At 60.4% G+C, this 21,423-nt stretch carries 14 protein-coding genes and 1 pseudogene; 10 read left to right on the top strand and 5 right to left on the bottom strand.

Features of this window, described 5'->3' with window-relative positions; translation table 11 throughout:
* The first annotated feature begins 197 nt into the window (after positions 1 to 197).
* Entirely contained in the window at positions 198 to 1,517 is a 1,320-nt protein-coding gene (locus BW686_RS09860) for a sigma-54 interaction domain-containing protein (protein WP_084916117.1), read from the top strand.
* Between the two features lie 152 nt (positions 1,518 to 1,669).
* Here the strand turns inward: BW686_RS09860 and BW686_RS09855 are convergent, their stop codons facing one another.
* Positions 1,670 to 2,239 carry a xanthine phosphoribosyltransferase gene (locus tag BW686_RS09855; protein ID WP_057434913.1) on the bottom strand — a complete coding sequence of 190 codons (570 nt, stop codon included), beginning with the start codon at positions 2,237 to 2,239 and terminating at the stop codon, positions 1,670 to 1,672.
* Positions 2,240 to 2,292: 53 nt separating this feature from the next.
* The gene (rep, locus tag BW686_RS09850; protein WP_084916116.1) at positions 2,293 to 4,302 is read right to left on the bottom strand and encodes a DNA helicase Rep; all 2,010 of its coding nucleotides are present in this window, start codon (positions 4,300 to 4,302) and stop codon (positions 2,293 to 2,295) included.
* Between the two features lie 204 nt (positions 4,303 to 4,506).
* On the opposite strand from rep, the gene BW686_RS09845 reads away from it, so the two are divergent.
* Entirely contained in the window at positions 4,507 to 6,171 is a 1,665-nt protein-coding gene (locus BW686_RS09845; protein ID WP_084916115.1) for a putative bifunctional diguanylate cyclase/phosphodiesterase, read from the top strand.
* A 12-nt stretch (positions 6,172 to 6,183) separates the two neighbouring features.
* On the opposite strand, the gene BW686_RS09840 is transcribed toward BW686_RS09845, so the two are convergent.
* Positions 6,184 to 7,566 carry a NorM family multidrug efflux MATE transporter gene (locus BW686_RS09840; protein ID WP_084916114.1) on the bottom strand — a complete coding sequence of 461 codons (1,383 nt, stop codon included), beginning with the start codon at positions 7,564 to 7,566 and terminating at the stop codon, positions 6,184 to 6,186.
* Positions 7,567 to 7,720: 154 nt separating this feature from the next.
* On the opposite strand from BW686_RS09840, the pseudogene BW686_RS09835 reads away from it, so the two are divergent.
* The 6 genes and pseudogenes from BW686_RS09835 to BW686_RS09810 all read left to right on the top strand — a co-directional run bounded on the left by BW686_RS09835 (position 7,721) and on the right by BW686_RS09810 (position 16,390).
* Positions 7,721 to 8,641: pseudogene (locus tag BW686_RS09835) on the top strand (LysR substrate-binding domain-containing protein).
* A gap of 183 nt (positions 8,642 to 8,824) precedes the next feature.
* On the top strand, positions 8,825 to 10,801 hold the full coding sequence (locus tag BW686_RS09830) for a methyl-accepting chemotaxis protein (protein WP_084916113.1): 1,977 nt from the start codon (positions 8,825 to 8,827) through the stop codon (positions 10,799 to 10,801).
* A 201-nt stretch (positions 10,802 to 11,002) separates the two neighbouring features.
* Positions 11,003 to 11,722, top strand: coding sequence for a class I SAM-dependent methyltransferase (locus tag BW686_RS09825; protein ID WP_084916112.1), 720 nt, complete (start codon positions 11,003 to 11,005; stop codon positions 11,720 to 11,722).
* A 287-nt stretch (positions 11,723 to 12,009) separates the two neighbouring features.
* A complete protein-coding gene (locus tag BW686_RS09820; RefSeq protein ID WP_084916111.1) occupies positions 12,010 to 13,662 on the top strand; it encodes a Na/Pi cotransporter family protein in 1,653 nt (550 codons plus the stop codon).
* Between the two features lie 57 nt (positions 13,663 to 13,719).
* Complete coding sequence (locus BW686_RS09815; RefSeq protein WP_084916110.1) at positions 13,720 to 15,096, top strand: M16 family metallopeptidase; 1,377 nt, start codon at positions 13,720 to 13,722, stop codon at positions 15,094 to 15,096.
* A gap of 97 nt (positions 15,097 to 15,193) precedes the next feature.
* Complete coding sequence (locus BW686_RS09810) at positions 15,194 to 16,390, top strand: DUF5924 family protein (RefSeq protein ID WP_084916109.1); 1,197 nt, start codon at positions 15,194 to 15,196, stop codon at positions 16,388 to 16,390.
* 4 nt (positions 16,391 to 16,394) lie between these two features.
* Here BW686_RS09810 and BW686_RS09805 read toward each other — a convergent pair whose 3' ends face one another.
* Both BW686_RS09805 and argH read right to left on the bottom strand, forming a co-directional pair.
* A complete protein-coding gene (locus BW686_RS09805; RefSeq protein WP_084916108.1) occupies positions 16,395 to 17,636 on the bottom strand; it encodes a nucleoside recognition domain-containing protein in 1,242 nt (413 codons plus the stop codon).
* Between the two features lie 383 nt (positions 17,637 to 18,019).
* The gene (gene argH, locus BW686_RS09795; protein WP_084916106.1) at positions 18,020 to 19,414 is read right to left on the bottom strand and encodes an argininosuccinate lyase; all 1,395 of its coding nucleotides are present in this window, start codon (positions 19,412 to 19,414) and stop codon (positions 18,020 to 18,022) included.
* Between the two features lie 134 nt (positions 19,415 to 19,548).
* Here argH and BW686_RS09790 point away from each other — a divergent pair, with 134 nt between their 5' ends.
* Both BW686_RS09790 and BW686_RS09785 read left to right on the top strand, forming a co-directional pair.
* The gene (locus tag BW686_RS09790; protein ID WP_084916105.1) at positions 19,549 to 20,631 is read left to right on the top strand and encodes a sensor histidine kinase; all 1,083 of its coding nucleotides are present in this window, start codon (positions 19,549 to 19,551) and stop codon (positions 20,629 to 20,631) included.
* Positions 20,628 to 21,374, top strand: coding sequence for a LytR/AlgR family response regulator transcription factor (locus BW686_RS09785; RefSeq protein ID WP_084916104.1), 747 nt, complete (start codon positions 20,628 to 20,630; stop codon positions 21,372 to 21,374). The genes BW686_RS09790 and BW686_RS09785 overlap by 4 nt, the downstream gene beginning before the upstream one ends.
* Positions 21,375 to 21,423: the final 49 nt, after the last annotated feature.

Here is a 21,423-nt window from a genome sequence, read left to right as displayed (position 1 = left end):
CAATAAACATGCCAACCGCTCTGAAACGCCTGCAACCCGGTAATTGCTCAGTAAGTGCAGGGGTGAGGTCAGTGCTGTGCTTTATACAAACGGCAGGCAGATCGACGTAACTGCCACTTTTTGGCAGCCGACTGGCAGTCAATGGCATAGACTGGCAGCCCGTCGGGTCAGCGGGCCTCTCGTTTTCAGGAGCAATCATGTCAGTTATCGCCACCGATTTTCCCGGCAGCCGCATGCAGTCGCTGGTGTCGTACCTGGAACATGACCTGCGCCCGACCATTGTGCTGGACATCAACTACAACATCATTGCTGCCAACACCGCCTACCAGCGACAGTTTGGTGTCGAGGGCACGCCGCACGTGGGCGAGAAGTGTTATCGGGTGTCCCATCAGTTCGCAGTACCGTGCGATCAGGCCGGTGAGCAGTGCCCGATGCGTAAGGCACATGAAACCCGGCTGCCGGAGCGTCTGCTGCATATTCACCACACGCCGCGCGGCCCGGAGCATGTCGATGTAGAGCTGCGGCCGATTCTGGATGGTCAGGGCGAGGTGATTGCCTATGTCGAGCGGCTGACATCCGTGGCAGTGGCATCGGTGCAGCCTCAGCAGCAAGGGCTGGTGGGGCGTTCGGCCGCATTCAAGGAAGTCCTGAGCGCGTTACAACGTGCTGCGCCCGCGCAGATTCCCGTGCTGTTGCAGGGCGAATCCGGGACTGGCAAGGAGTTGTTTGCGCGTGCGCTGCATGCCAGCAGCTCAAGGTCTGCCGGGCCGCTGGTGGTGGTCGATTGCACCGGGCTGACCGAGACGCTTCTGGAAAGCGAACTGTTCGGTTATGAAAAGGGCGCATTCACCGGCGCATTGCAGCGCAAGACCGGCCTGGCCGAAGCGGCTCATGGCGGTACGTTGTTTCTCGATGAGATCGGCGAAGTGCCGCTGGCCATGCAGGTCAAGCTGCTGAGGCTGATCGAGTCGGGCAGCTTTCGTCCGGTGGGCAGCCTGAGAACCGTACACTCCGACTTTCGGCTGGTGGCGGCCACTCACAAGCCGCTCAAGGACATGGTCGCCGAGGGCAGCTTTCGTCAGGATCTGTTCTACCGCATCAGTGCCTTCCCGATCCGCTTGCCGGCCTTGCGTGAGCGCAGCGAAGACCTGCCGCTGCTGATCGACAGCCTGCTGCAACGCACCTCACAAGGCGCCGCGCCGCGTGTCGATCCCGACGCCATGAAACTGCTGAATATGTACAGCTACCCCGGCAACATTCGGGAACTGCGCAACATCCTGGAACGCGCCCGGCTGTTTACCGATGACGGCGTAATCCGTGCGCAGGACCTGCCCGCTGAAGTGCGCGGGCATGGCGAGCCGAGCGGTGTGCCTTATCGCCGAGGTGATGACGGCCCGGAGAAACTCGCCCATGCGCTGCGAGTGTTCAAAGGCTCACGCAGTGAGCTGGCCAGAGAGCTGGGGCTGAGCGAACGCACTCTCTACCGGCGTTTGCGCGCACTGGGTATTGCGCGCTAAAGCACACAGCACGGCGTAGAGACTGTGACGCAGAGCGTCGCGAACGGCAGTCCCACGCTGAAGCGTGAGGCACGAGAGGTGTCCGGAAAAACGCAATCGTACCCATGTTCCGCGTGGGCAGTCAGGACGCTCCGCGTCCGCTCTTAACCGCGTTACTTGAACGTCACCACGCCACCCGCCAGCGATTCAACGCGTGCCAGCGACTCCACGCGATAGCCTTGTGCATCCAGCTCGGCACGACCGCCCTGAAAGGATTTTTCGATCACGATGCCCAGGCCGGCGACGGTGGCACCGGCCTGCTTGATGATCGAAATCAGTGCTTGCGAGGCTTTGCCGTTGGCCAGAAAGTCGTCAATGATCAGCACGTGGTCTGTGCTGTTCAAATGACGCGGCGAGATGGCGACGGTGCTTTCCACCTGCTTGGTGAACGAATACACAGTGGCCGACAGCAGGTTTTCAGTCAGGGTCAGGGACTGATGCTTGCGGGCGAAGATCACCGGCACGCCCATGTTCAGACCCGCCATGACCGCTGGCGCAATACCGGACGCTTCGATGGTGACAATCTTGGTCACGCCCGCGTCGGCGAACAGCCGGGCGAACTCGTCGCCGATGGCTTTCATCAACGCCGGATCAATCTGGTGATTGAGAAACGCATCGACTTTCAGCACCTGATCGGACAGTACGATGCCTTCTTCGCGAATCTTCTTGTGCAGTGCTTCCACTTCAATTCCTTGGCTGCGCCATTGCGCAATAAATGATCAATTTCGTGAGTCGGCTAGCGTTTCAGCATGGCGCGAATGTCGGCCAGCGCGGTGTTGCCGCGTACCGCTTTAACTTCTGTCGGTGTGTCGTCGTTGCCTTCCCAGGCCAGATCGTCCGGGGGCAGCTCATCCAGAAAACGACTGGGCGCGCAGTCGATGATTTCCCCGTACTGCTTGCGTTTGGCAGCGAAGGTGAACGCCAGCGTCTGCCGCGCGCGGGTAATGCCCACGTACGCCAGGCGGCGCTCTTCTTCGATGGTGTCGGCTTCGATGCTGGAGCGGTGCGGGAGGATTTCTTCTTCCATGCCCATGATGAACACGTACGGAAACTCCAGCCCCTTGGACGCGTGCAGGGTCATCATCTGCACACCCTCGGCACCGTCTTCCTCTTCCTGCTGACGCTCGAGCATGTCGCGCAAAACCAGCTTGCCGATGGCCTCCTCGATGGTCATGCCGCCTTCTTCGTCTTTTTCCAGCGTGTTTTTCAACGCCTCGATCAGGAACCAGACGTTGCTCATCCGGTAATCGGCGGCCTTTTCGCTGGAGCTGTTCTGCCGTAGCCAGTTCTCGTAATCGATGTCCATGACCATGCTGCGCAGGGCGGCGATCGGGTCGTTCTGCGCGCATTGCTGACGCACGCCGTCCATCCAGCGTTTGAAGCGCTGCAGTCGATCGGTGAAACGGCTGTCCAGATGCTCGCCAAGGCCGATCTCGTCGGTGGCGGCGTACATCGATATTTTGCGCTCGGTGGCGTAGTTGCCGAGCTTTTCCAGCGTTGTCGAACCGATTTCCCGACGCGGAACGTTGATCACGCGCAGGAAGGCGTTGTCGTCGTCCGGGTTCACCAGCAATCGGAAGTAAGCCATCAGGTCCTTCACTTCCTGACGACCGAAAAAGCTGTTGCCGCCCGACAGGCGATACGGCACCTGATGGTGCTGCAGCTTCAGCTCGATCAGTTTGGCCTGGTAATTACCGCGATACAGAATGGCAAAGTCGCTGTAAGGCCGGTCGGTGCGCAGGTGCAGGGTAAGGATCTCCATCGCCACCCGCTCGGCCTCGGCGTCTTCATTGCGGCAGCGGATCACGCGGATCTCGTCGCCATGCCCCATGTCGGACCACAGCTGCTTTTCGAAGGCATGCGGGTTGTTGGAGATCAGCACGTTGGCGCAGCGCAGGATACGACTGGTAGAGCGGTAGTTCTGCTCCAGCATGACCACTTTCAGCGACGGATAATCGTCCTTGAGCAGCATCAGGTTTTCCGGCCGCGCACCGCGCCAGGCGTAAATCGACTGGTCGTCGTCGCCCACCACCGTGAACTGGTTGCGCGAACCGATCAGCAGTTTCACCAGCAGGTACTGGCTGGCGTTGGTGTCCTGGTATTCATCCACCAGCAGGTAACGCACCTTGTTCTGCCACTTTTCCAGAATGTCGGCGTGTTCCTGGAACAGCTTGACCGGCATCAGGATCAGGTCGTCGAAGTCCACCGCGTTGTACGCCTTGAGCGTGCGCTGATAATGGGTGTAGACGATGGCGGCGGTCTGCTCCTTGGGGTTGCGGGCGTTTTCCAGCGCCTCGGCAGGCAGGATCAGGTCGTTTTTCCACGAGCCGATCATGTTCTTGATTTCGTCGACGCCATCGTCGCCCGAATACTCTTTTTGCATGATGTCGGTCATCAAGGCCTTGACGTCGGTCTCGTCAAAGATCGAGAAACCCGGCTTGTACCCCAGCCGCGTGTGTTCCTTGCGGATGATGTTCAAGCCCAGATTGTGAAAGGTCGAGACCGTCAGGCCACGTCCTTCGCCGCCTCGGAGCAAGGTGCCGACCCGCTCTTTCATCTCGCGCGCGGCCTTGTTGGTGAAGGTCATGGCAACGATGTACTGGGCACGGATCCCGCAATTCTGGATCAGGTGGGCGATTTTGCGGGTGATCACGCTGGTCTTGCCGGAACCGGCACCGGCGAGCACCAAAAGAGGGCCGCCGACGTAGTTCACGGCTTCCTGCTGCCGGGGATTGAGTCGGGACATGGCGGTATGAAGAGTCGTCTGCAAAAAAGGTCGGGCATTTTAACAGGCCCACGCGTTTGTGCAGTGATCATCGTGGCAGGCAGTGACCGCTATCTAATTTTTCTGTTTTTGTTACATTTGCGCCGCGACGCGACGATACGTGTATCTGTTGCGCTCCTGCGAGAGTGCGGCCACCGGTTTTTCCTTTGTACTTAGGAAGTTAGATTGCCTACACCTGTCGAACCCCTGCGATTGCTTTTATTGGCACACGAGCCTGCCTGGCAGGCGCTTCTGAACGGTTGCGTCGCCGCCCGGGACGGCAACATCGTATTGCTGCATGGTGCGAACTGGGACGTTTTCAGCGCCCAATACGGTAACGAGCGCAATACCGTGCTATTGACCACCCCCGACCTCCAGCCCCGGACCGGAACCTGCCTGTTACCGACGGTCGTGCTGCTGGAAGAGGAACCGCTGGTCGGACCGAGCGGTGTCAGCGACTGGCTGGTGCGCGATACATTGACCGGCGATGTCCTGCGCCGCTGCCTGCGTTATGTGCATGAGCGCAGTCTTCTGGAAGAGACCCTGCGACGTCTGGCCGGCCAGGATCCGTTGACCGGCATTGCCAACCGCCAGGGGTTTCAGGCACTGCTGGCCAACCGTCTGGCAGAGGGCGGCCATCTGGCGATGGGGCATCTGGACCTGGACAACTTCCGCCATGCCAACGACTCGCTGGGGCATCAGGCGGGTGACAGGCTGATCCTGCAAGTGGTGGCGCGCCTGAAAAACCAGCTCGACGCCGGCGATCAGATCGCACGTCTGGGCGGCGACGAATTTGCCCTGTTGATCGATACCCGAACAAAACCCGCACGCGCCACGCAACTGGCCGAACGCATTACTGACGTTCTGGCCGAGCCTTACTGGGTCGATGGCGAAAGCCTGCTGCTCGGTTGCAGCCTGGGCATCGCTCACTCACACACCCGCTCCGAAGCCGACCCGCTGATGTGGCACGCCCATATCGCGATGCGTCAGGCCAAGAGCATGCAGGGCTGCACGTTTCACCAGTTCGATGAACGCATCAACCGCAACGCCCGCAGCCTTGCCGATCTGGAAGGCGAACTGCGACGAGCCTTGCGCCGCGACGAAATGGAGCTGCATTACCAACCGCGACTGTGCCTGAACACCGGTCGTGTGGTGGGCCTCGAAGCGCTGGTGCGCTGGCGTCATCAGGCGCGCGGGTTACTGCCACCCAGCGAGTTCGTGCCGCTGGCCGAGCAAAGCGGGCTGATCGTGCCGCTGGGTTACTGGGTCATGCTTCGTGCCTTGCGCGATATGCAGACGTTGCGCGAACAGGGGTATGCGCCGCTGCACATGGCGATCAACCTGTCGTTTCGCCAGTTTCAGGACAGTCAGTTGTTGCCGACCCTGAGCCGCCTCATAGAGGAACACAGCGTGGACGCCCACTGGCTGGAGTTCGAGCTGACCGAAACAGCCATCATGCGGCGCAGTGATCAGGTCAGACAGACTATGGATGCATTGCAGCGCCTGGGGGTACGGTTCTCGCTGGACGACTTCGGCACGGGGTATTCATCGTTCATGCACCTCAACAGCCTGCCCATCGCGCTGCTCAAGATCGACATGGGGTTTGTCAGCCAGATGGAGTCACGCGAAGAAAACCGCAAGCTGGTCAACGCGATGATCAACCTGGCGCACAACCTGAACCTGGAGGTGGTTGCCGAAGGCGTTGAAACCGCCGGGCAACTGGAGTTGCTGCGCGGTTTCGGGTGCGATCAGGTGCAGGGCTACCTGCTGAGCCGGCCGCTGCCGCTGGAGGATCTGATGGCGTATCTGCATGCCGAAGCCGCACGGCCGGGTGTCTCGAAGTCCGGCTAAGCGTGCGCCGGTTCAGCTCGGCACCACCGCCCCGGCGGCGGCCTGACGCAAGAGCCGCGCGGTCTTCCATTCAAACGCATACGTCAGCGCCACCGCCGAGCAGAACAGGCCCAGCGCCAGTCCCCACCACACACCTGATGCGCCAGCGTCGGTAGAGAAGCCGAGTACCCAGGCGGCAGGCGCAGCGATCAGCCAGTAACAGCCCAGACCGATCAGAAAGGTCGTGCGTGCATCCTTGAGCCCGCGAATCGCGCCCATGGCAATCGTCTGGGTGCCGTCGAAGAACTCGAACAACGCGGCAATGGCCAGCAGTTTTGCGGCCAGCACCACAATCTCTGCAAACGCCGGGTCATTGATATCCAGAAACAGACCGATGACCGCATGCGGTGCGAGCCAGAACAGCATCCCGAACATCAGCATCACGGCGCCGCCAAAGCCGATGCCCAGACGGCCAGCCAAACGCACCATCGCCAGGTTGCCCGCACCGTAATGCTGACCAATACGCATGGTCACCGCATAAGACATGCCCACTGGAACCATAAACGCCATCGACACCGTCTGCAGGGCAATCTGATGCGCAGCCATTTGCGTGCTGCCCATCGCGCCCATGCAGAACGCTGCGAAGGTGAACAGCCCGACTTCCACCGCGTAGGTTCCGCCAATCGGCAGACCGAGACGCCACAGTTCTTTCAGGTGGCTGCGCGAGAGCTTTGAAAGCCCCTTGCGGATCGGATAGGCCGCGTAGGCCGGATGCCGCTTGATATGCAACGCCAGCGCCAGAGCCATGCAGTTGGTCACAACCGCGGTGACCAGCCCGATCCCCATCAGCCCCAGATTGGGCAGACCGAGCCATTGATGGATCATTGCGTAATTGAGAACGAAGTTCGCCGCCGCGCCTGCCAGGCTGATGGTCATGACCGGACCCGCGCGACCGAGCGCGCTGGTGAAGCCGCGCAGCGCCATGAAGCTGAGCAGGCCGGGGAGGGCGAGCGGCAACGTGATCAGAAATTGAGACGCCATGTGGACGTTGGCTTCGGCCTGTCCGAACTGCAACAGAATCGGCTCAAGATTCCACAACAACAATGCAGCGATCAGCGCCATGCCCCAGGCCAGCCACAACCCGGCCTGCGTCAGACGGGTTGCACCCTCGGTGTCGCCGGCGCCATGACGAATCGAGACCAGCGTGCCGACTGCCGCCATCACCCCGACACAGAAAAACGACACGAAGCTGTAAGTGGCAGCACCCAGCCCGCCGCCCGCCAGGGCTTCGGGGCCGATCTTGCCCATCATTACCGTGTCGGTGAACACCATCAGCATGTGCGCCATTTGTGATGCGATCAGCGGCCCGGCCAGGCGCAGGATGATCCAGAGTTCTTTGAAGGCGGGCTGCTGCATGTCGGCAATGCTCTAAGACGGAGGTCGAACGGGCGCTTATTCTGGGCCGGTTCGCGCGCAAGCACAAAACGATAAATCCGATGCGCTGCATGACTAAAACTCATGGATAAGAATTTGCGTTACAGTCACCGCTTACCGTCAGCAGGAAGCGCCCATGCCCCGCAGTCTCCCTCCTCTATATGCACTAAGAGCATTTGAAGCTGCGGCACGGCACACCTCGTTCACGCGGGCGGCTGAAGAACTGTCGATTACCCAAAGTGCAGTAAGCCGCCATATCCGTACGCTGGAAGAACATTTTGCCTGTCGCCTGTTTCAGCGTAACGGGCGCAACTTGCAACTGACCGAATCGGCCCGTGCGCTTTTGCCCGGCGTGCGCGATGGCTTTCTGGCACTGGAGCGAGCCTGCAGCACCTTGCAGACCGAAGAGGGCATTCTGCGCATGAAAGCGCCCTCGACCCTGACCATGCGCTGGTTGCTGGCACGCCTCAGTCGCTTCCGTCATCTGCAGGTCGGCAACGAGGTGCAGCTGACCAGCGCCTGGATGGACATTGATGCCGTGGACTTCACACAGGAGCCGTTCGACTGCGCAATCCTGCTCAGCCACGGGCATTTCCCGTCGGATTGGGAAGCCACCTTGCTGTTCCCGGAATTATTGATTCCTGTCGGAGCTCCGACCTTGCTGCAAGACCCGCCGTGGGACGTCGAACGTCTGGCCAAAGCGGAATTGCTGCACCCGACGCCCGATCGACGCGACTGGCGCACCTGGCTGAACCGTATGGGCCTGGCAGACCAGGTTTCGCTCAAGGGCGGGCAGGTATTCGACACCCTGGAGCTGGGAATGATTGCGGCGGCACGCGGTTATGGCGTGTCGATGGGCGATCTGTTGATGGTTGCAGAAGACGTGGCGCAAGCCCGCCTGAGCATTCCGTGGCGCACGGCGGTGTTCAGTGGCGAGAACTATTATCTGGTCTGACCGCGTACAAGGCCCGGCGCAGAGCGGTTACGCCGCCTCAGCGATTTTCTTCAGTCGGAAGTGAAGGCAATGGAGTTGCCTTTAGTTGAAATATTAAGTTGAAAATATAGTTAATATCGAACTGCCATCACTTTATACTGTCGCGCATCGCGCTCAAGTAACGACCTTACTGGCCGAAGCATTGCTTAACGACCGTCTCATCCGACGGCATAAAAACCTTAACTAAAATAAGCTGAATGGTAAGCCACGGACCCGGCGACTCCAATCATTTGGCGTGGAGTCTCTATGTCCAAGCCCCGTACACGAATTGCCTCGCAACTCGGTATTGCTCTGGCCGTGATCCTGGCCGTCGTCATCAGCGGCAGTACTTTGTTCGCGTTGAGGTCTCTGGATGCGTCCAACCTGGTCATTCGCGAAGAACACATGTCGAGCGAAGCCAGGCTGCTCGCCGATCAGCTCAGCACCTTCCACAGCACGTTGCGGGACAGCACACAGCGCCTGAGCGGGTTGTTCGAGAAGCGCTTCGCCGAGGGACTGAGCCTGCAAGTCGACAAACCGGTGACGGTGGCGGGCACTCAGACTCCGGGCCTGTATCTGCGTGACACCCCACTGAACAACGATTTTGCCGAAGTCGATGAATTTCGCTCGATGACCGCAGGCGTGGCGACGATCTTCGTGCGCAGCGGCGATGACTTCATCCGCATCAGCACCTCCTTGAGCAAGCAGGACGGCACCCGCGCCATCGGCACCGTACTGGATCGCAAAGGTGCAGCTTACGAGCGCTTGATGGCCGGCCAGAGCTACGTGGGCAAAGCGGTCTTGTTTGATCGCTATTACATGACTCAATACAGCCCGGTCCGCGACAGCAGCGGCAAAATCATTGCGGCGCTGTTTGTAGGCTTCGACTACACCGACGCGCAGAAAACCCAGTTCGACAACCTGAAGAGCTTCCGTATCGGCTCTACCGGTTCATTGGCACTGCTGGATGAAAAGGGCACCTGGCTGGTTCCGCCGGCAGGCGTCAAATCTCTGGACGCCGCCGCGAAGGCCGTTGCCGACCTGGCCAGCAAACCGGGCAAGGCGCAGTTCTGGCGTGAAGGTGACGATGACTTTTACAGCGTTGGCCAGCCGTTCGCCGGTGGCCCCTGGACCGTCATTGCCAGCATGCCCCGCGATGAAATCAGCGAAGTGACCTGGAGCGTGGGCACACAACTGGCCATCGGCAGCGTGCTGGCCATGCTGATTGCTGTTATCAGCGCCATCTGGCTGCTGCGCAGCAAGTTGCGTCCGCTGTCCGAACTGGTGCGTCAGGCCGATGCACTGGGCGCGGGCGACCTGAGCGTTCGCCTGAACGTCACCAGCAATGATGAGATCGGTCAGTTGTCCGGCAGCTTCAACAAGATGAGTGAAGCACTGTCGTCAATGGTCTCGCATATCCGTACGGCTGCGCAGGAAGTCAGCACGCGCGCCAACGCATTGTCCGGCTTGTCCGGTGGCGCTTACGAGGGCATGGAGCAACAGTCCGGCGAAATCACCAGCATGGCCGGTGCCGTTGAAGAGTTCAGCGCCACGTCGATGAACATCGCTGACAACATGGGCAACACCGAGCGTCTGGCCCAGGAAAACGCGCAACAGACCCGCATTGGCCGCACCTCGATGGAGGAAGCGTCTTCGTCACTGCAACAGATCGCAACCTCTTTGAGCAGCACCGCAACGGTTATCGACACACTGGGCCAGCGCTCCCAGGAAATCGGCAGCATTGTCGGGGTGATCACCTCGATTGCCGACCAGACCAACCTGCTCGCCCTCAACGCCGCCATCGAAGCTGCACGTGCCGGGGAACAAGGTCGCGGCTTCGCCGTGGTGGCGGACGAGGTGCGCAGCCTGGCCTCACGGACCCGTGAAGCCACTGACGAAATCTCCGGCATGATCGCCAGTATTCAGCAGGAAACCGGCAACGCCATCAGCACCATGCAGCAGGGCAACACATTGATGCAGGAAGGCTTGTCGCTCAACGCCAAAGTGGCGTCCGCACTGGCTCAGATTGACGAGCAGAGCCGCTCGGCTGGCCATCAGTTCGCAGCGATCACCACCGCGACCCAGGAACAAAGCAGCACCGCGACCATGCTCAGCAGCAACCTGCAAAGCATTGCCATGGCCAACAGCGAACAACGCCAGGTGATGTCCAACCTCGCGATCACCGCTCAGGAACTGAACAGCCTCGCGACCGAACTGCGCAACGAGGTTGACCGGTTTCGTTGAGGGCTCTTAACGCCGATCCAGCCAGTCAACTAGCGTGTCAATGTGTAAGCATTGGCACGCAGTACGGTGCTCAATATCCTGACTATGCGGCGTATAGTTTGAAAGCTCCTACACTCTTTTACTGACTCCAAACCCGACGCAGAGACTTCAGCAACATCCCCGGCATCTCCCTCCTCGCGTTACTCGTCAAGGATCTCGACCATGAAGCAGTATGTTGAAAACTATCGGCCCACCGAAGGCTTTCCTCCCGCAACAGGCCATGTAGAAGGCGACTCGGTGTCTCCCAAGGCGATGATTTTCCATATTCTGAAAGATCTCACCGGCGACGTGGAAGTTCTGGATATCGGGTTCGGCTCCGGCACGCTGGGGGCCTTGATCAAATCGAATCCGGACACTGCGCACTGGTCGGTGGATGGCATCGATGGCTGGGAGGCTAATTGCCAGAATTCGCAATTGTATGAAAACGCGACCTACCGCAACGTCTGGCACGGCCTGGCTCAGGAGCTGTCATCCGAGCGACTGGCTCAGTACCGGATCATCTGCCTGCTGGACGTGGTCGAGCATTTGACTGCGGACACTGCCAAATGGCTGGTGCGCACGCTGCTCTCCAGCCTGGGGCCGGATTCCTACCTGTTCATCAGTACGCCGCTCTGGTTTTATCCACAGGACGCTCAACAGGACGGCGATCTCGAGGAACACCTGATCGGCGTTCCGGCCTCATCGATGATGGCGTTGTGTCCGCACCTGTATGCGGTCAATCAGCCATTGATCGGCGGTTTCGTCTTCAGCCGCCGCAGTCTGGATTTCGTGGAGTTTTTTCAACCGACTGCGGATAAATCATTTTCGTATGAGAAGGGCATGAAGGTCGCCAAAGCGGTTGGAATGAAATTCGACCCCAATGTCGCGTTTACGATGGACTGACTCGCGCTCGGCATGCCGGGAACGTGTCCAACCCCGCTTGCCACCCCGGCGTGACAAGGCTGAAGAACCGGCACGGGCATCGGCAACAGCCTGCAGATGCCCGGAAGCGACATCAAAAGACTGATTTATGACACTTTTATTTCAATGACCCTCACCCTGTGCGATGCTGGCGCCAAGGCCAAAGGCCGACTAAAAGCTTAGTAGAGCGTTACTCCCTTTCCCCGCTCGCTACAGGCTGCATCTTTCAATTCATCGCCTGAACGGGCAAACCTCAGGGGGCTTTCAGCGTGCTGACCCTGCTCGATTTGCTATCTGCCGTCGCCCTGCTGATCTGGGGCACGCACATCGTGCGCACTGGCATTCTTCGTGTCTACGGAGCGCAACTGCGCCGCTTGCTCGGCCATAACATGTCCAAACGGCCATTGGCATTCATCGCCGGTATTCTGGTGACCGCACTGGTGCAAAGCAGTAACGCCACCGCCATGCTGGTGACGTCTTTTGTCGGCCAGGGATTGATGACGCTGACGCCTGCACTGGTGATCATGCTGGGGGCCGATGTCGGGACGGCGTTGATGTCTCGCGTGCTGACGTTCGACCTGTCGTGGCTGTCGCCACTGCTGATTTTCCTTGGCGTGGTGTTCTTTCTGTCACGCAAGCAAACCCGTGCGGGCCAGTTGGGTCGGGTCAGTATCGGTCTGGGACTGATCGTGCTGGCGCTGCAATTGATTGTCGCGGCCGCCGCGCCCATCACTCAGGCGGCCGGGGTAAAAGTGCTGTTTGCCTCGCTGACCGGTGACCTGCTGCTGGACGCGCTGGTGGGGGCCATGTTTGCGCTGATTTCCTATTCCAGCCTGGCAGCCGTATTGCTGACGGCCACACTGGCAGGCACGGACGTCATCGGCTTGCCGGTCGCGATCGGTCTGGTGATCGGCGCCAACATCGGCAGCGGTCTGCTGGCCTTTCTCAGCACCAGCATGCAGAACGTTCCGGGGCGGCAGGTGGCGTTGGGCAGCCTGCTGTACAAGCTGCTCGGCCTGCTGTTGATCATCCCGGTGCTCGACCCGCTGGTTGAATGGATCGACACGCTGGGCTTCCGCCCGCAGGAACTGGTCATCGGCTTCCACTTGATCTACAACACTGCGCGCTGCCTGATCATGGTGCCCACGGTCGGGCCGATGGCGCGACTGTGTGCGGCCTTGCTGCCGCAGCAGAACGAGGTCGGCGGCCTGGCCAAACCTCGCCATCTGGACCTGACCGCCCTGGCGACGCCCAGCCTTGCGCTGGCCAACGCCGTGCGCGAAACCCTGCGCATGGGCGACCTGATCGAGAGCATGCTCGGTTCGATGCTGGCTGTGCTGCGTGGCACTCAGACAGCGGTCACTCAAGAAGTACGAAGCCTCAACGACGATGTCGAAGCGTTGTACAGCGCGATCAAGTTGTACCTGGCGCAGATGCCGCGTGAGGACCTCGGCGAGCACGATAATCGTCGCTGGGCCGAGATCATCGAGCTGACCATCAACCTGGAGCTGGCCAGCGGCCTGATCGAACGCATGCTACGCAAGATCCAGCAGCAGAAGACGGCGCATCGCCGGTCGTTCTCCGAAGTCGGCCTTGAAGAGCTTGCCGACCTGCAGATCCAGTTGCAGTCAAACCTGCGCCTGGGCCTTTCGGTATTTCTCAGCGGCGACCCTGAAAGCGCACGGCAATTGCTGCGCGAGAAACGCCGCTTCCGCGCGCAGGAACGGCGTCTGGCGCACGCTCACGTCAGCCGCTTGCGGCAGAAGGTCGTGCAAAGCATCGAGACCAGTTCGCTGCACCTGGAGCTGATTGCTGACATGAAGCGCCTGAACTCGCTGTTCTGCAGCAGCGCCTACGCGGTGCTGGAAACCACCGACACGGGTGCCCTGTCGAGCGAGGACGAGCCTGAACGATCACTGTGAACGTAAGGGCCGGGGTGAAGTCTGTTAAACATACCGGCCCGCCAGGAAAGCTGTTTTATGCGTTGCCTGCTGTTCGCTTGTCTGCTTCTCGGTTCGCTCCCTTCGTTTGCCCTTGACCGTCTTCAGGTCGAGGGCTATCTGCTGCCCAACGGTTTGCAAATCCTGCTCAAGCCGGGTTACGAAAAGGGCCATGTCGCCATTCGACTGGTGGTGGGCATTGGCTTTGATGACTTTCCCTGTCAGGACAAAGAGCTGCCGCACCTGCTCGAACACCTGCTTTTCAGTGGGGTCGATGACAGCGGCGAAGGGGGCCTTGAAGAGCGCATGCAGGCCTTGGGCGGCGAGTGGAATGCGTTCACCAGCAATACCGACACCACGTTTGTGATCGAAGCGCCCGCACGCAATCAACGCAAGGTCCTGGACCTGTTGCTCGACATCATGACCCGCACAGAACTCAGCCAGGCGCGCCTGGACGGCGTCAAACGGGTGGTCGAACGCGAAGACGGCGGGCACTTTTCACATTTGCAGCGCTTGCTGGACCGCCGCGATTCAGGCCGCAGCGCCAGCAACCAACTGGCGGTGGAGCTGGGCCTCAAATGCGCTGAACGCCCCGAAGTGGATGACATAAAGCTTGAGCACATCGAAGAGGTGTTCGCCAACTGGTACGCCCCCAACAACATGACGCTGATTGTGGTGGGCGACCTCGACAAGCTGCTGCCGGCTTATCTGGAACGCACCTACGGCAAGCTGGCGCCTACCGATCCGATTGATCACCCCCCGCTGGCCCAGAGCAATGGCTCCGCCGAACCGCGCCGTGAACTGGAACGCGGTGGGCTGGGTGCGAATGCAAAGCTTCATTTGGTCTACCCCGAGCCGCAACTGGACGACCAGCACGATGAAACCTGGAACCTGGTCAAAGCCTATCTGGACTGGGCGCTCTACACCGAGCTGCGCCTGAAGCGCAACCTGTCCTACGGCCCCTCGGCGGAGCGCGAAGTGTTCGGCGATGTCGGGTTTCTGAGCCTGAACGCTGATGTCGAACGTGACGACGTCACAGAAGCCGAGCAGGATATCCGGGCACTGATCGACAACCTGCAAAAAGACGGCATGCAGCCCGCCACGTTTGCCCGGCTGCAGCAGCTCGCTATCGACAGGCAATCGTGGGCCACGCAAGGCAACAGTGCGCTGGCCGACTACTATTGGAGCGCGCTCAACGATTATGAGAACGGGCGCTTTGACGATCCGGCCAAGCGCATCAAGGCGGTCAGTCTGGAAACCGCCAATCGGGCCATGCGGCAGTTGCTCGCTCAGCCAGGCTACATGCGCATCGAGAAGCCTTTGCTCAGCTACGACGGCCTGTACGGGGTGATTGCCGGTGTACTGAGCCTGATTGCACTTCTGGCCGTCTGGCGCTGGCGAGCACGGCGCAAATAGCATTCTGATGTCGAACCGCACAGACGGTTCAGGCCCCGCGCAGCGTTTGTTACGCTGCGCGTTTTTTTGTAGGAACAGAACCGAGTGAACAACCGACATGCTTGACCTGAACCGCTATGTGACACCCGTGCTCAACTTGATGCAGCGCTATCCGGGGCTCATTGCGGCGTTTGGTTTCGTCTCCGGCATCGCCAGTTTCATTCTGGTTGATCGCCAGGAAGGGCTGGCGACCTGGATCGCCGTCGTGATGCTGATCAGCTGGCTGTGGCTGATGGTCGAAAACACCATGGTCGGGCTGCTCAACAAGGCTTTGGGCCGCGAGATTCCACAAGGCCTGCTGCGCTACGGCACACAGATGATCCATCAGGAAAGCCTGTTCTTCGTGCTGCCGTTCTTTTTCATCACCACCACCTGGAACAGCGGTCAGGCGGTGTTCACAGCGGCTTTGGGCGCAGCCGGGCTGATCTCGATCATCGACCCTCTGTATTACAAATGGCTGGCCCCGAAGCGTTGGCTGTTCATGACACTGCACACGCTGACCCTGTTTGCCGCCTTGCTCACGGCGCTGCCCATCATTTTGCACCTGACCACAGCCGAAAGTTACAAACTGGCACTGGGCGTCGCCATGCTGCTGTCGGCACCCAGCCTGATGTCGAGCTTCGCACTGAACACCTGGCGCAGCGCGCTGACCGTGATCGCGATGATTCTGGCCATCGGCGCCGCGGGCTGGCTGCTGCGTTCGTGGGTGCCGCCCGCGACGCTGTGGCTGACCGAAGTGGCGGTCAGCCCGGATTTCGATAACAAGAACCGCACCCCGGGCGACAGCATCTCGCTGATCAGCGTCAAACAACTGCGCAACAGCGGCCTGTACGCGTACACCGCGATCAACGCACCGCGTGGTCTGGACGAGCGTATCTACCATGTGTGGTGGCACGAGGGTAAAGAGATGGACCGCATCGCCCTGGACATCCACGGCGGGCGCAAGGAAGGCTATCGCGCCTGGACGCGCAAGCAGAACTTCCCTGAGGACGTCACCGGTCGCTGGCAGGTGAGGGTATTGACCGAAGACGGGCAGATGATCGGCGTGCTGCGTTTCGTGGTGACCGATAACGATCAACCGACAGAGAAGCGCCCGACCGGCCGGATAATCAAACTCAAGCCGGGTGGCGACTCGACGGAAGACGCCACGCCTGAAGCAGCCCCTGAAAAGCCTGCCGCTAGCGAACCGAGGCCGGAGGCCCCGGCCGCTGAGCCTGCGCCGGCTGAATCGGCGCCCGCTGCACCGGCGCCGTGATGCCTCAGGTGGCGGTGGCGCCGAAGAACCAGTAGCAGACGAAGATCGCCGCCACGACGCCGGAAAACTCGGCCAGCAGCGCGCAACCGACAGCATGGCGGGCGCGCTGAATGCCCACGGCACCGAAATACACCGCCAGCACGTAGAACGTGGTTTCGGTACTGCCCTGAATCGTCGCGGCAGCCAGCGCGGCGAAGCTGTCCACGCCCTGGGTCTGCATGGTTTCGATCAGCAGGGCGCGGGCGGCACTGCCAGAGAAGGGTTTGACCATCGCCGTCGGCAATGCGTCGACAAAACGCGTGTCCAGCCCCAGCCATTCCACCACATGGCGAATGCCTTCCAGGCCGAAGTCCAGCGCACCGGAAGCGCGCAGCACGCCCACCGCGCAGAGCATGGCGACCAGATAGGGCAGCAGGCTTTTGGCGACGTCGAAGCCTTCTTTCGCGCCTTCGACAAAGGCTTCGTAAACCAGCACCTTGCGCAGCGTGCCGATGATCAGAAACATCATGATCAGGCCGAACAGCGTGAGGTTGCCCAGAATGGACGACAGCCCTGCCAGCGCGGCAGCCGACAGCGTACCGAGGAAGGCCATGAACGTGCCCAGCAGCAGCGCGCCGGGGATCAGGTAGGCGAGCACCACAGGGTCCCAGAGGCGCAGACGCTGCATGAACGCCACCGACAGCAAGCCGACAATGGTCGACACGCTGGTGGCCAGCAGGATCGGCAGAAACACCAGCGTCGGGTCGGGCGCACCTTGCTGGGCGCGATACATGAAGATCGTCACCGGCAGCAGCGTCAGGGACGAAGCGTTGAGCACCAGAAACAGGATCTGCGCATTACTGGCGGCGGTCTTGCTCGGGTTCAGTTCCTGCAACGAACGCATGGCCTTCAGGCCGATAGGCGTGGCCGCGTTGTCGAGCCCCAAGGCGTTGGCGGCAAAGTTGAGGGTGATCAGCCCCAGCGCCGGATGGCCCGGCGGGACTTCCGGCATCAGGCGCAGGAACAGCGGCCCGAGCACCTTGGCCAGCCAGTCGACAATACCGGCCTTCTCGGCGATGCGCAGAAAACCGAGCCACAGGGTCAGGGTACCGAACAACAGGACCATGACCTCGACCGAGAGCTTGGCCATCGCGAAGATGCTTTCGACCATCGCCGCAAAAATTCCCGCATTGCCGCCCACGAGCCATTGCACCAGCGCGGAAATCGTCGCCACGACAAAAAAACCAAGCCACAGGCCATTAAGCATCGGATAGTCCCCCACAAGATGCGGGGATGATAACGGCGGGGTGCGCTGGAGGGAAATCGGCTGCCTTGCGTGACGCACTGCGTCACAGATCTGCGTCGCAACGCATACTCAAGATCGGACGCAGAGCGTCCAGAACGGCATGCGACGCGGAGCGTCGCACGATAGTTGAGTTCCGATGAGCAGGAACCACGCGGCTTCTGCCCGGAGGGCGTGGGAGCGGACTTGTCCGCGATGGGCTGCGTTTTGCTGCCGGTTCCCGGCAGTTCGCGGACAAGTCCGCTCCCACATTAACGCCCGGTACACTTCCACGGCCTTCGGCCAGAATCAAAAGCAGACGTGTGTATGACGATGAGCTTAGAGCGTGGGAACGATACCCGGCGTGCTCAGCGCCCGGCCAGCAACGCCTGGCCACGAACCACGGCGGCGCGAACCTGTTCGGGGGCGGTGCCGCCGATGTGGTTACGCGCATTCACCGAGCCTTCCAGGGTCAGCACGGCGAAGACATCCTGCTCGATCTGGTTGCTGAATTGACGCAGCTCTTCCAGGCTCATTTCCGCCAGGTCCTTGCCGGTTTCCACACCGTACTTCACGGCATGCCCGACGATTTCATGGCAGTCACGGAACGGCAGGCCACGGCGTACCAGGTAGTCAGCCAGGTCAGTCGCCGTGGAGAACCCGCGCAGCGCTGCTTCACGCATGATCGCGTGCCTGGGCTTGATCGCAGGGATCATGTCGGCAAACGCACGCAGCGAATCACGCAGGGTGTCGGCAGCGTCGAACAAAGGCTCCTTGTCTTCCTGATTGTCCTTGTTGTAAGCCAGAGGCTGGCCTTTCATCAACGTCAGCAGGCCCATCAAGGCACCAAATACGCGACCGCTCTTGCCGCGCACCAATTCAGGCACGTCCGGGTTTTTCTTCTGCGGCATGATCGAGCTGCCCGTGCAGAAGCGATCCGGCAGATCGATGAACTGGAATTGCGCACTGGTCCAGAGCACCAGCTCTTCAGAGAAACGCGACAGGTGCATCATGGCAATGGACGCCGCCGAGCAGAATTCGATGGCGAAATCGCGATCCGACACGCCGTCCAGCGAGTTGCCGCCCACGACGTCAAAACCCAGCAGTTTGCAGGTCAGTTCACGGTCGACAGGGTAAGTGGTGCCCGCCAGCGCGGCGCTGCCCAGCGGCATGCGATTCAGGCGCTTGCGGCAGTCCACCAGACGCTCGTAGTCTCGGCTGAGCATTTCGAACCAGGCCAGCATGTGGTGCCCGAACGTCACCGGCTGCGCTGTCTGCAAATGCGTGAAACCGGGCATGATGGTTTCGGCTTCGCGCTCGGCCTGCTCCAGCAGACCTTTCTGCAGGCGAGTGATCTCGCTCAGAATCAGGTCGATTTCGTCACGCAACCACAGACGAATGTCGGTGGCGACCTGATCGTTGCGGCTGCGACCGGTGTGCAGTTTCTTGCCGGTGATGCCGATGCGATCGGTCAGGCGTGCTTCAATGTTCATATGCACGTCTTCCAGATCGACGCGCCACTCGAAGCTGCCGGCCTCGATTTCGGCCTGGATGGTGTGCAGGCCTTCAACGATGGTATCGCGCTCGGCGTCGGTCAGAACGCCCACCTTGGCCAGCATCGTGGCATGGGCGATGGAGCCCATGATGTCGTGGCGATACAGGCGTTGATCGAAGGTGACGGAGGCAGTGAAACGCGCAACAAACGCGTCGACGGGTTCACTGAAGCGGCCGCCCCAGGACTGGTTGGTCTTGTCGGTGCTCATGGATTCACTCGTTGCTCAACAGAAAATGGCATGCCCGATATCTGGCACAAGGGCGGTAGCGATGATAACAGGGTTAATGCTTTTTTATCCCCGGACCGCTTGCCGCTGACCAGGCCAGGGCTGAGACTGGAACCATGCGAACCCAACCTGTGAAACACGACGCCAGGCCCACCCCCGGCAAAGACTTTTTCCTCCCCGAACTGTGCCTGCCTCAGGCATTGCTGGTGCTCGTCGTGTTGTCCGAGCTGCTGGTACTGGTTCTGGTGCTGGTCGAACCGATGCGTGCCGGTTTCGACTGGGTGCGACTGGCGTTGATGTCGCTGTTCGTGCAATGGATCGTACTGCTGTCCGCTGCGCTGCTGTGTGGTTTGCGCCCTTGGCTGGCGCGCCTGACGCCGGGGCTGGCGGGCATGCTCAGTTGCCTGTTGGTGGTCGGCCTCACGCTGTTATGCACCGCCGTCACGGATGTCTGCCAGCTGACCGGGCGGATTTCGATCAGCGGGATGGTCGAGCGCTACCTGCGTTACTCGACCATCGCGCTGATCATGTCGGCGCTGATGCTGCGCTATTTCTATCTGCAGAGTAAGTGGCGCAAACAGCAGCAGGGCGAACTGCGGGCTAGGATCGAATCGTTGCAGGCACGCATCCGACCGCATTTTCTGTTCAACACCCTCAACAGCATCGCCAGTCTGGTGGCCAGTAATCCGGTCAAGGCCGAGCAGGCAGTGCTGGATCTTTCGGACCTTTTTCGCGCCAGTCTGGCCAAGCCCGGCAGCCTGGTAACGTGGAGCGAAGAGCTGGCGTTGGCAAAACGATATTTATCGATTGAGCAATATCGTCTTGGCGAGCGTCTACAGTTGGACTGGAGGGTGAGTGCAATTCCTGATGACTTGCCGATTCCCCAGCTAACCTTGCAGCCATTACTGGAAAACGCTTTGATTTACGGCATTGCTCCGCGGGTCGACGGGGGCGTTGTCACAGTCGAAGCGCACTATGAAGGGGGAGAGTTCATATTGAGCGTCAGCAATCCCTATGAAGAAGTTGCCAATCGGCAGACTTCCAACGGTACTCAGCAGGCCTTGACAAATATCGGCGCACGTATTGCGGCACTTTTTGGTCCGCACGCCAGTCTGAGCGTGGAGCGCCGTGACGGTCGTCACTACACCTGTCTACGCTATCCTTGTGCGAGACTCACGCAGGAAGCCAGAGCTATATGAATGTCCTGATCGTTGATGACGAACCCCTGGCCCGCGAGCGACTGAGCCGCATGGTCAATGAAATCGAGGGTTATCGAGTACTGGAACCCAGCGCCTCCAATGGTGAAGAAGCCTTGGCGCTGATCGAAAGCCACAAGCCCGATGTCGTGTTGCTTGATATTCGTATGCCGGGCCTTGACGGCCTGCAGGTCGCTGCCAGGTTGTGCGAGCGAGAAGCGCCGCCCGCCGTCGTGTTCTGCACCGCCCATGACGAATTCGCACTGGAAGCCTTTCAGGTCAGTGCGGTCGGCTATCTGGTCAAGCCTGTGCGCCCGGAGCATCTTCTGGAAGCCCTGAAAAAGGCCGAACGTCCCAACCGCGTGCAATTGGCAGCCCTGACCCGACCAGCAGCCGAAACCGGCTCAGGCCCGCGCAGCCATATCAGTGCCCGGACCCGAAAAGGTATCGAGCTGATCCCGCTGGATCAGGTGATTTACTTCATCGCCGACCACAAGTACGTCACGCTGCGCCATGAAGGCGGCGAGGTTCTGCTGGACGAACCGCTCAAGGCGCTTGAAGACGAATTCGGCGACCGTTTCGTGCGTATCCACCGTAATGCGCTGGTGGCCCGCGAACGAATCGAGCGGTTGCAGCGTACCCCGCTGGGGCATTTTCAGTTGTTCCTCAAAGGGCTTAATGGCGACGCACTGATCGTCAGCCGCCGGCATGTCGCAGGCGTGCGCAAAATGATGCAGCAGCTCTAGGGCTTTTTACCCCCAGAGCCTTGAATGCCGAGACCGAGTCACAGCACTG

Origin of the sequence: Pseudomonas syringae (assembly GCF_002157375.1) — a bacterium.
Taxonomy (GTDB): domain Bacteria; phylum Pseudomonadota; class Gammaproteobacteria; order Pseudomonadales; family Pseudomonadaceae; genus Aquipseudomonas; species Aquipseudomonas syringae_T.
Note: the sequence above shows the minus strand (reverse complement) of the source record. Positions and strands in the feature narration are given on the sequence as shown.

Excerpts from the sequence above, each read along its gene's own strand:
- BW686_RS09860 (WP_084916117.1), top strand. The coding sequence starts at position 198 with ATGTCAGTTATCGCCACCGATTTTCCCGGCAGCCGCATGCAGTCGCTG.
- rep (WP_084916116.1), bottom strand. The coding sequence starts at position 4,302 with ATGTCCCGACTCAATCCCCGGCAGCAGGAAGCCGTGAACTACGTCGGC.
- BW686_RS09840 (WP_084916114.1), bottom strand. The coding sequence starts at position 7,566 with ATGCAGCAGCCCGCCTTCAAAGAACTCTGGATCATCCTGCGCCTGGCC.
- BW686_RS09830 (WP_084916113.1), top strand. The coding sequence starts at position 8,825 with ATGTCCAAGCCCCGTACACGAATTGCCTCGCAACTCGGTATTGCTCTG.
- BW686_RS09825 (WP_084916112.1), top strand. The coding sequence starts at position 11,003 with ATGAAGCAGTATGTTGAAAACTATCGGCCCACCGAAGGCTTTCCTCCC.
- BW686_RS09815 (WP_084916110.1), top strand. The coding sequence starts at position 13,720 with ATGCGTTGCCTGCTGTTCGCTTGTCTGCTTCTCGGTTCGCTCCCTTCG.
- BW686_RS09810 (WP_084916109.1), top strand. The coding sequence starts at position 15,194 with ATGCTTGACCTGAACCGCTATGTGACACCCGTGCTCAACTTGATGCAG.
- BW686_RS09805 (WP_084916108.1), bottom strand. The coding sequence starts at position 17,636 with ATGCTTAATGGCCTGTGGCTTGGTTTTTTTGTCGTGGCGACGATTTCC.
- argH (WP_084916106.1), bottom strand. The coding sequence starts at position 19,414 with ATGAGCACCGACAAGACCAACCAGTCCTGGGGCGGCCGCTTCAGTGAA.
- BW686_RS09790 (WP_084916105.1), top strand. The coding sequence starts at position 19,549 with ATGCGAACCCAACCTGTGAAACACGACGCCAGGCCCACCCCCGGCAAA.
- BW686_RS09785 (WP_084916104.1), top strand. The coding sequence starts at position 20,628 with ATGAATGTCCTGATCGTTGATGACGAACCCCTGGCCCGCGAGCGACTG.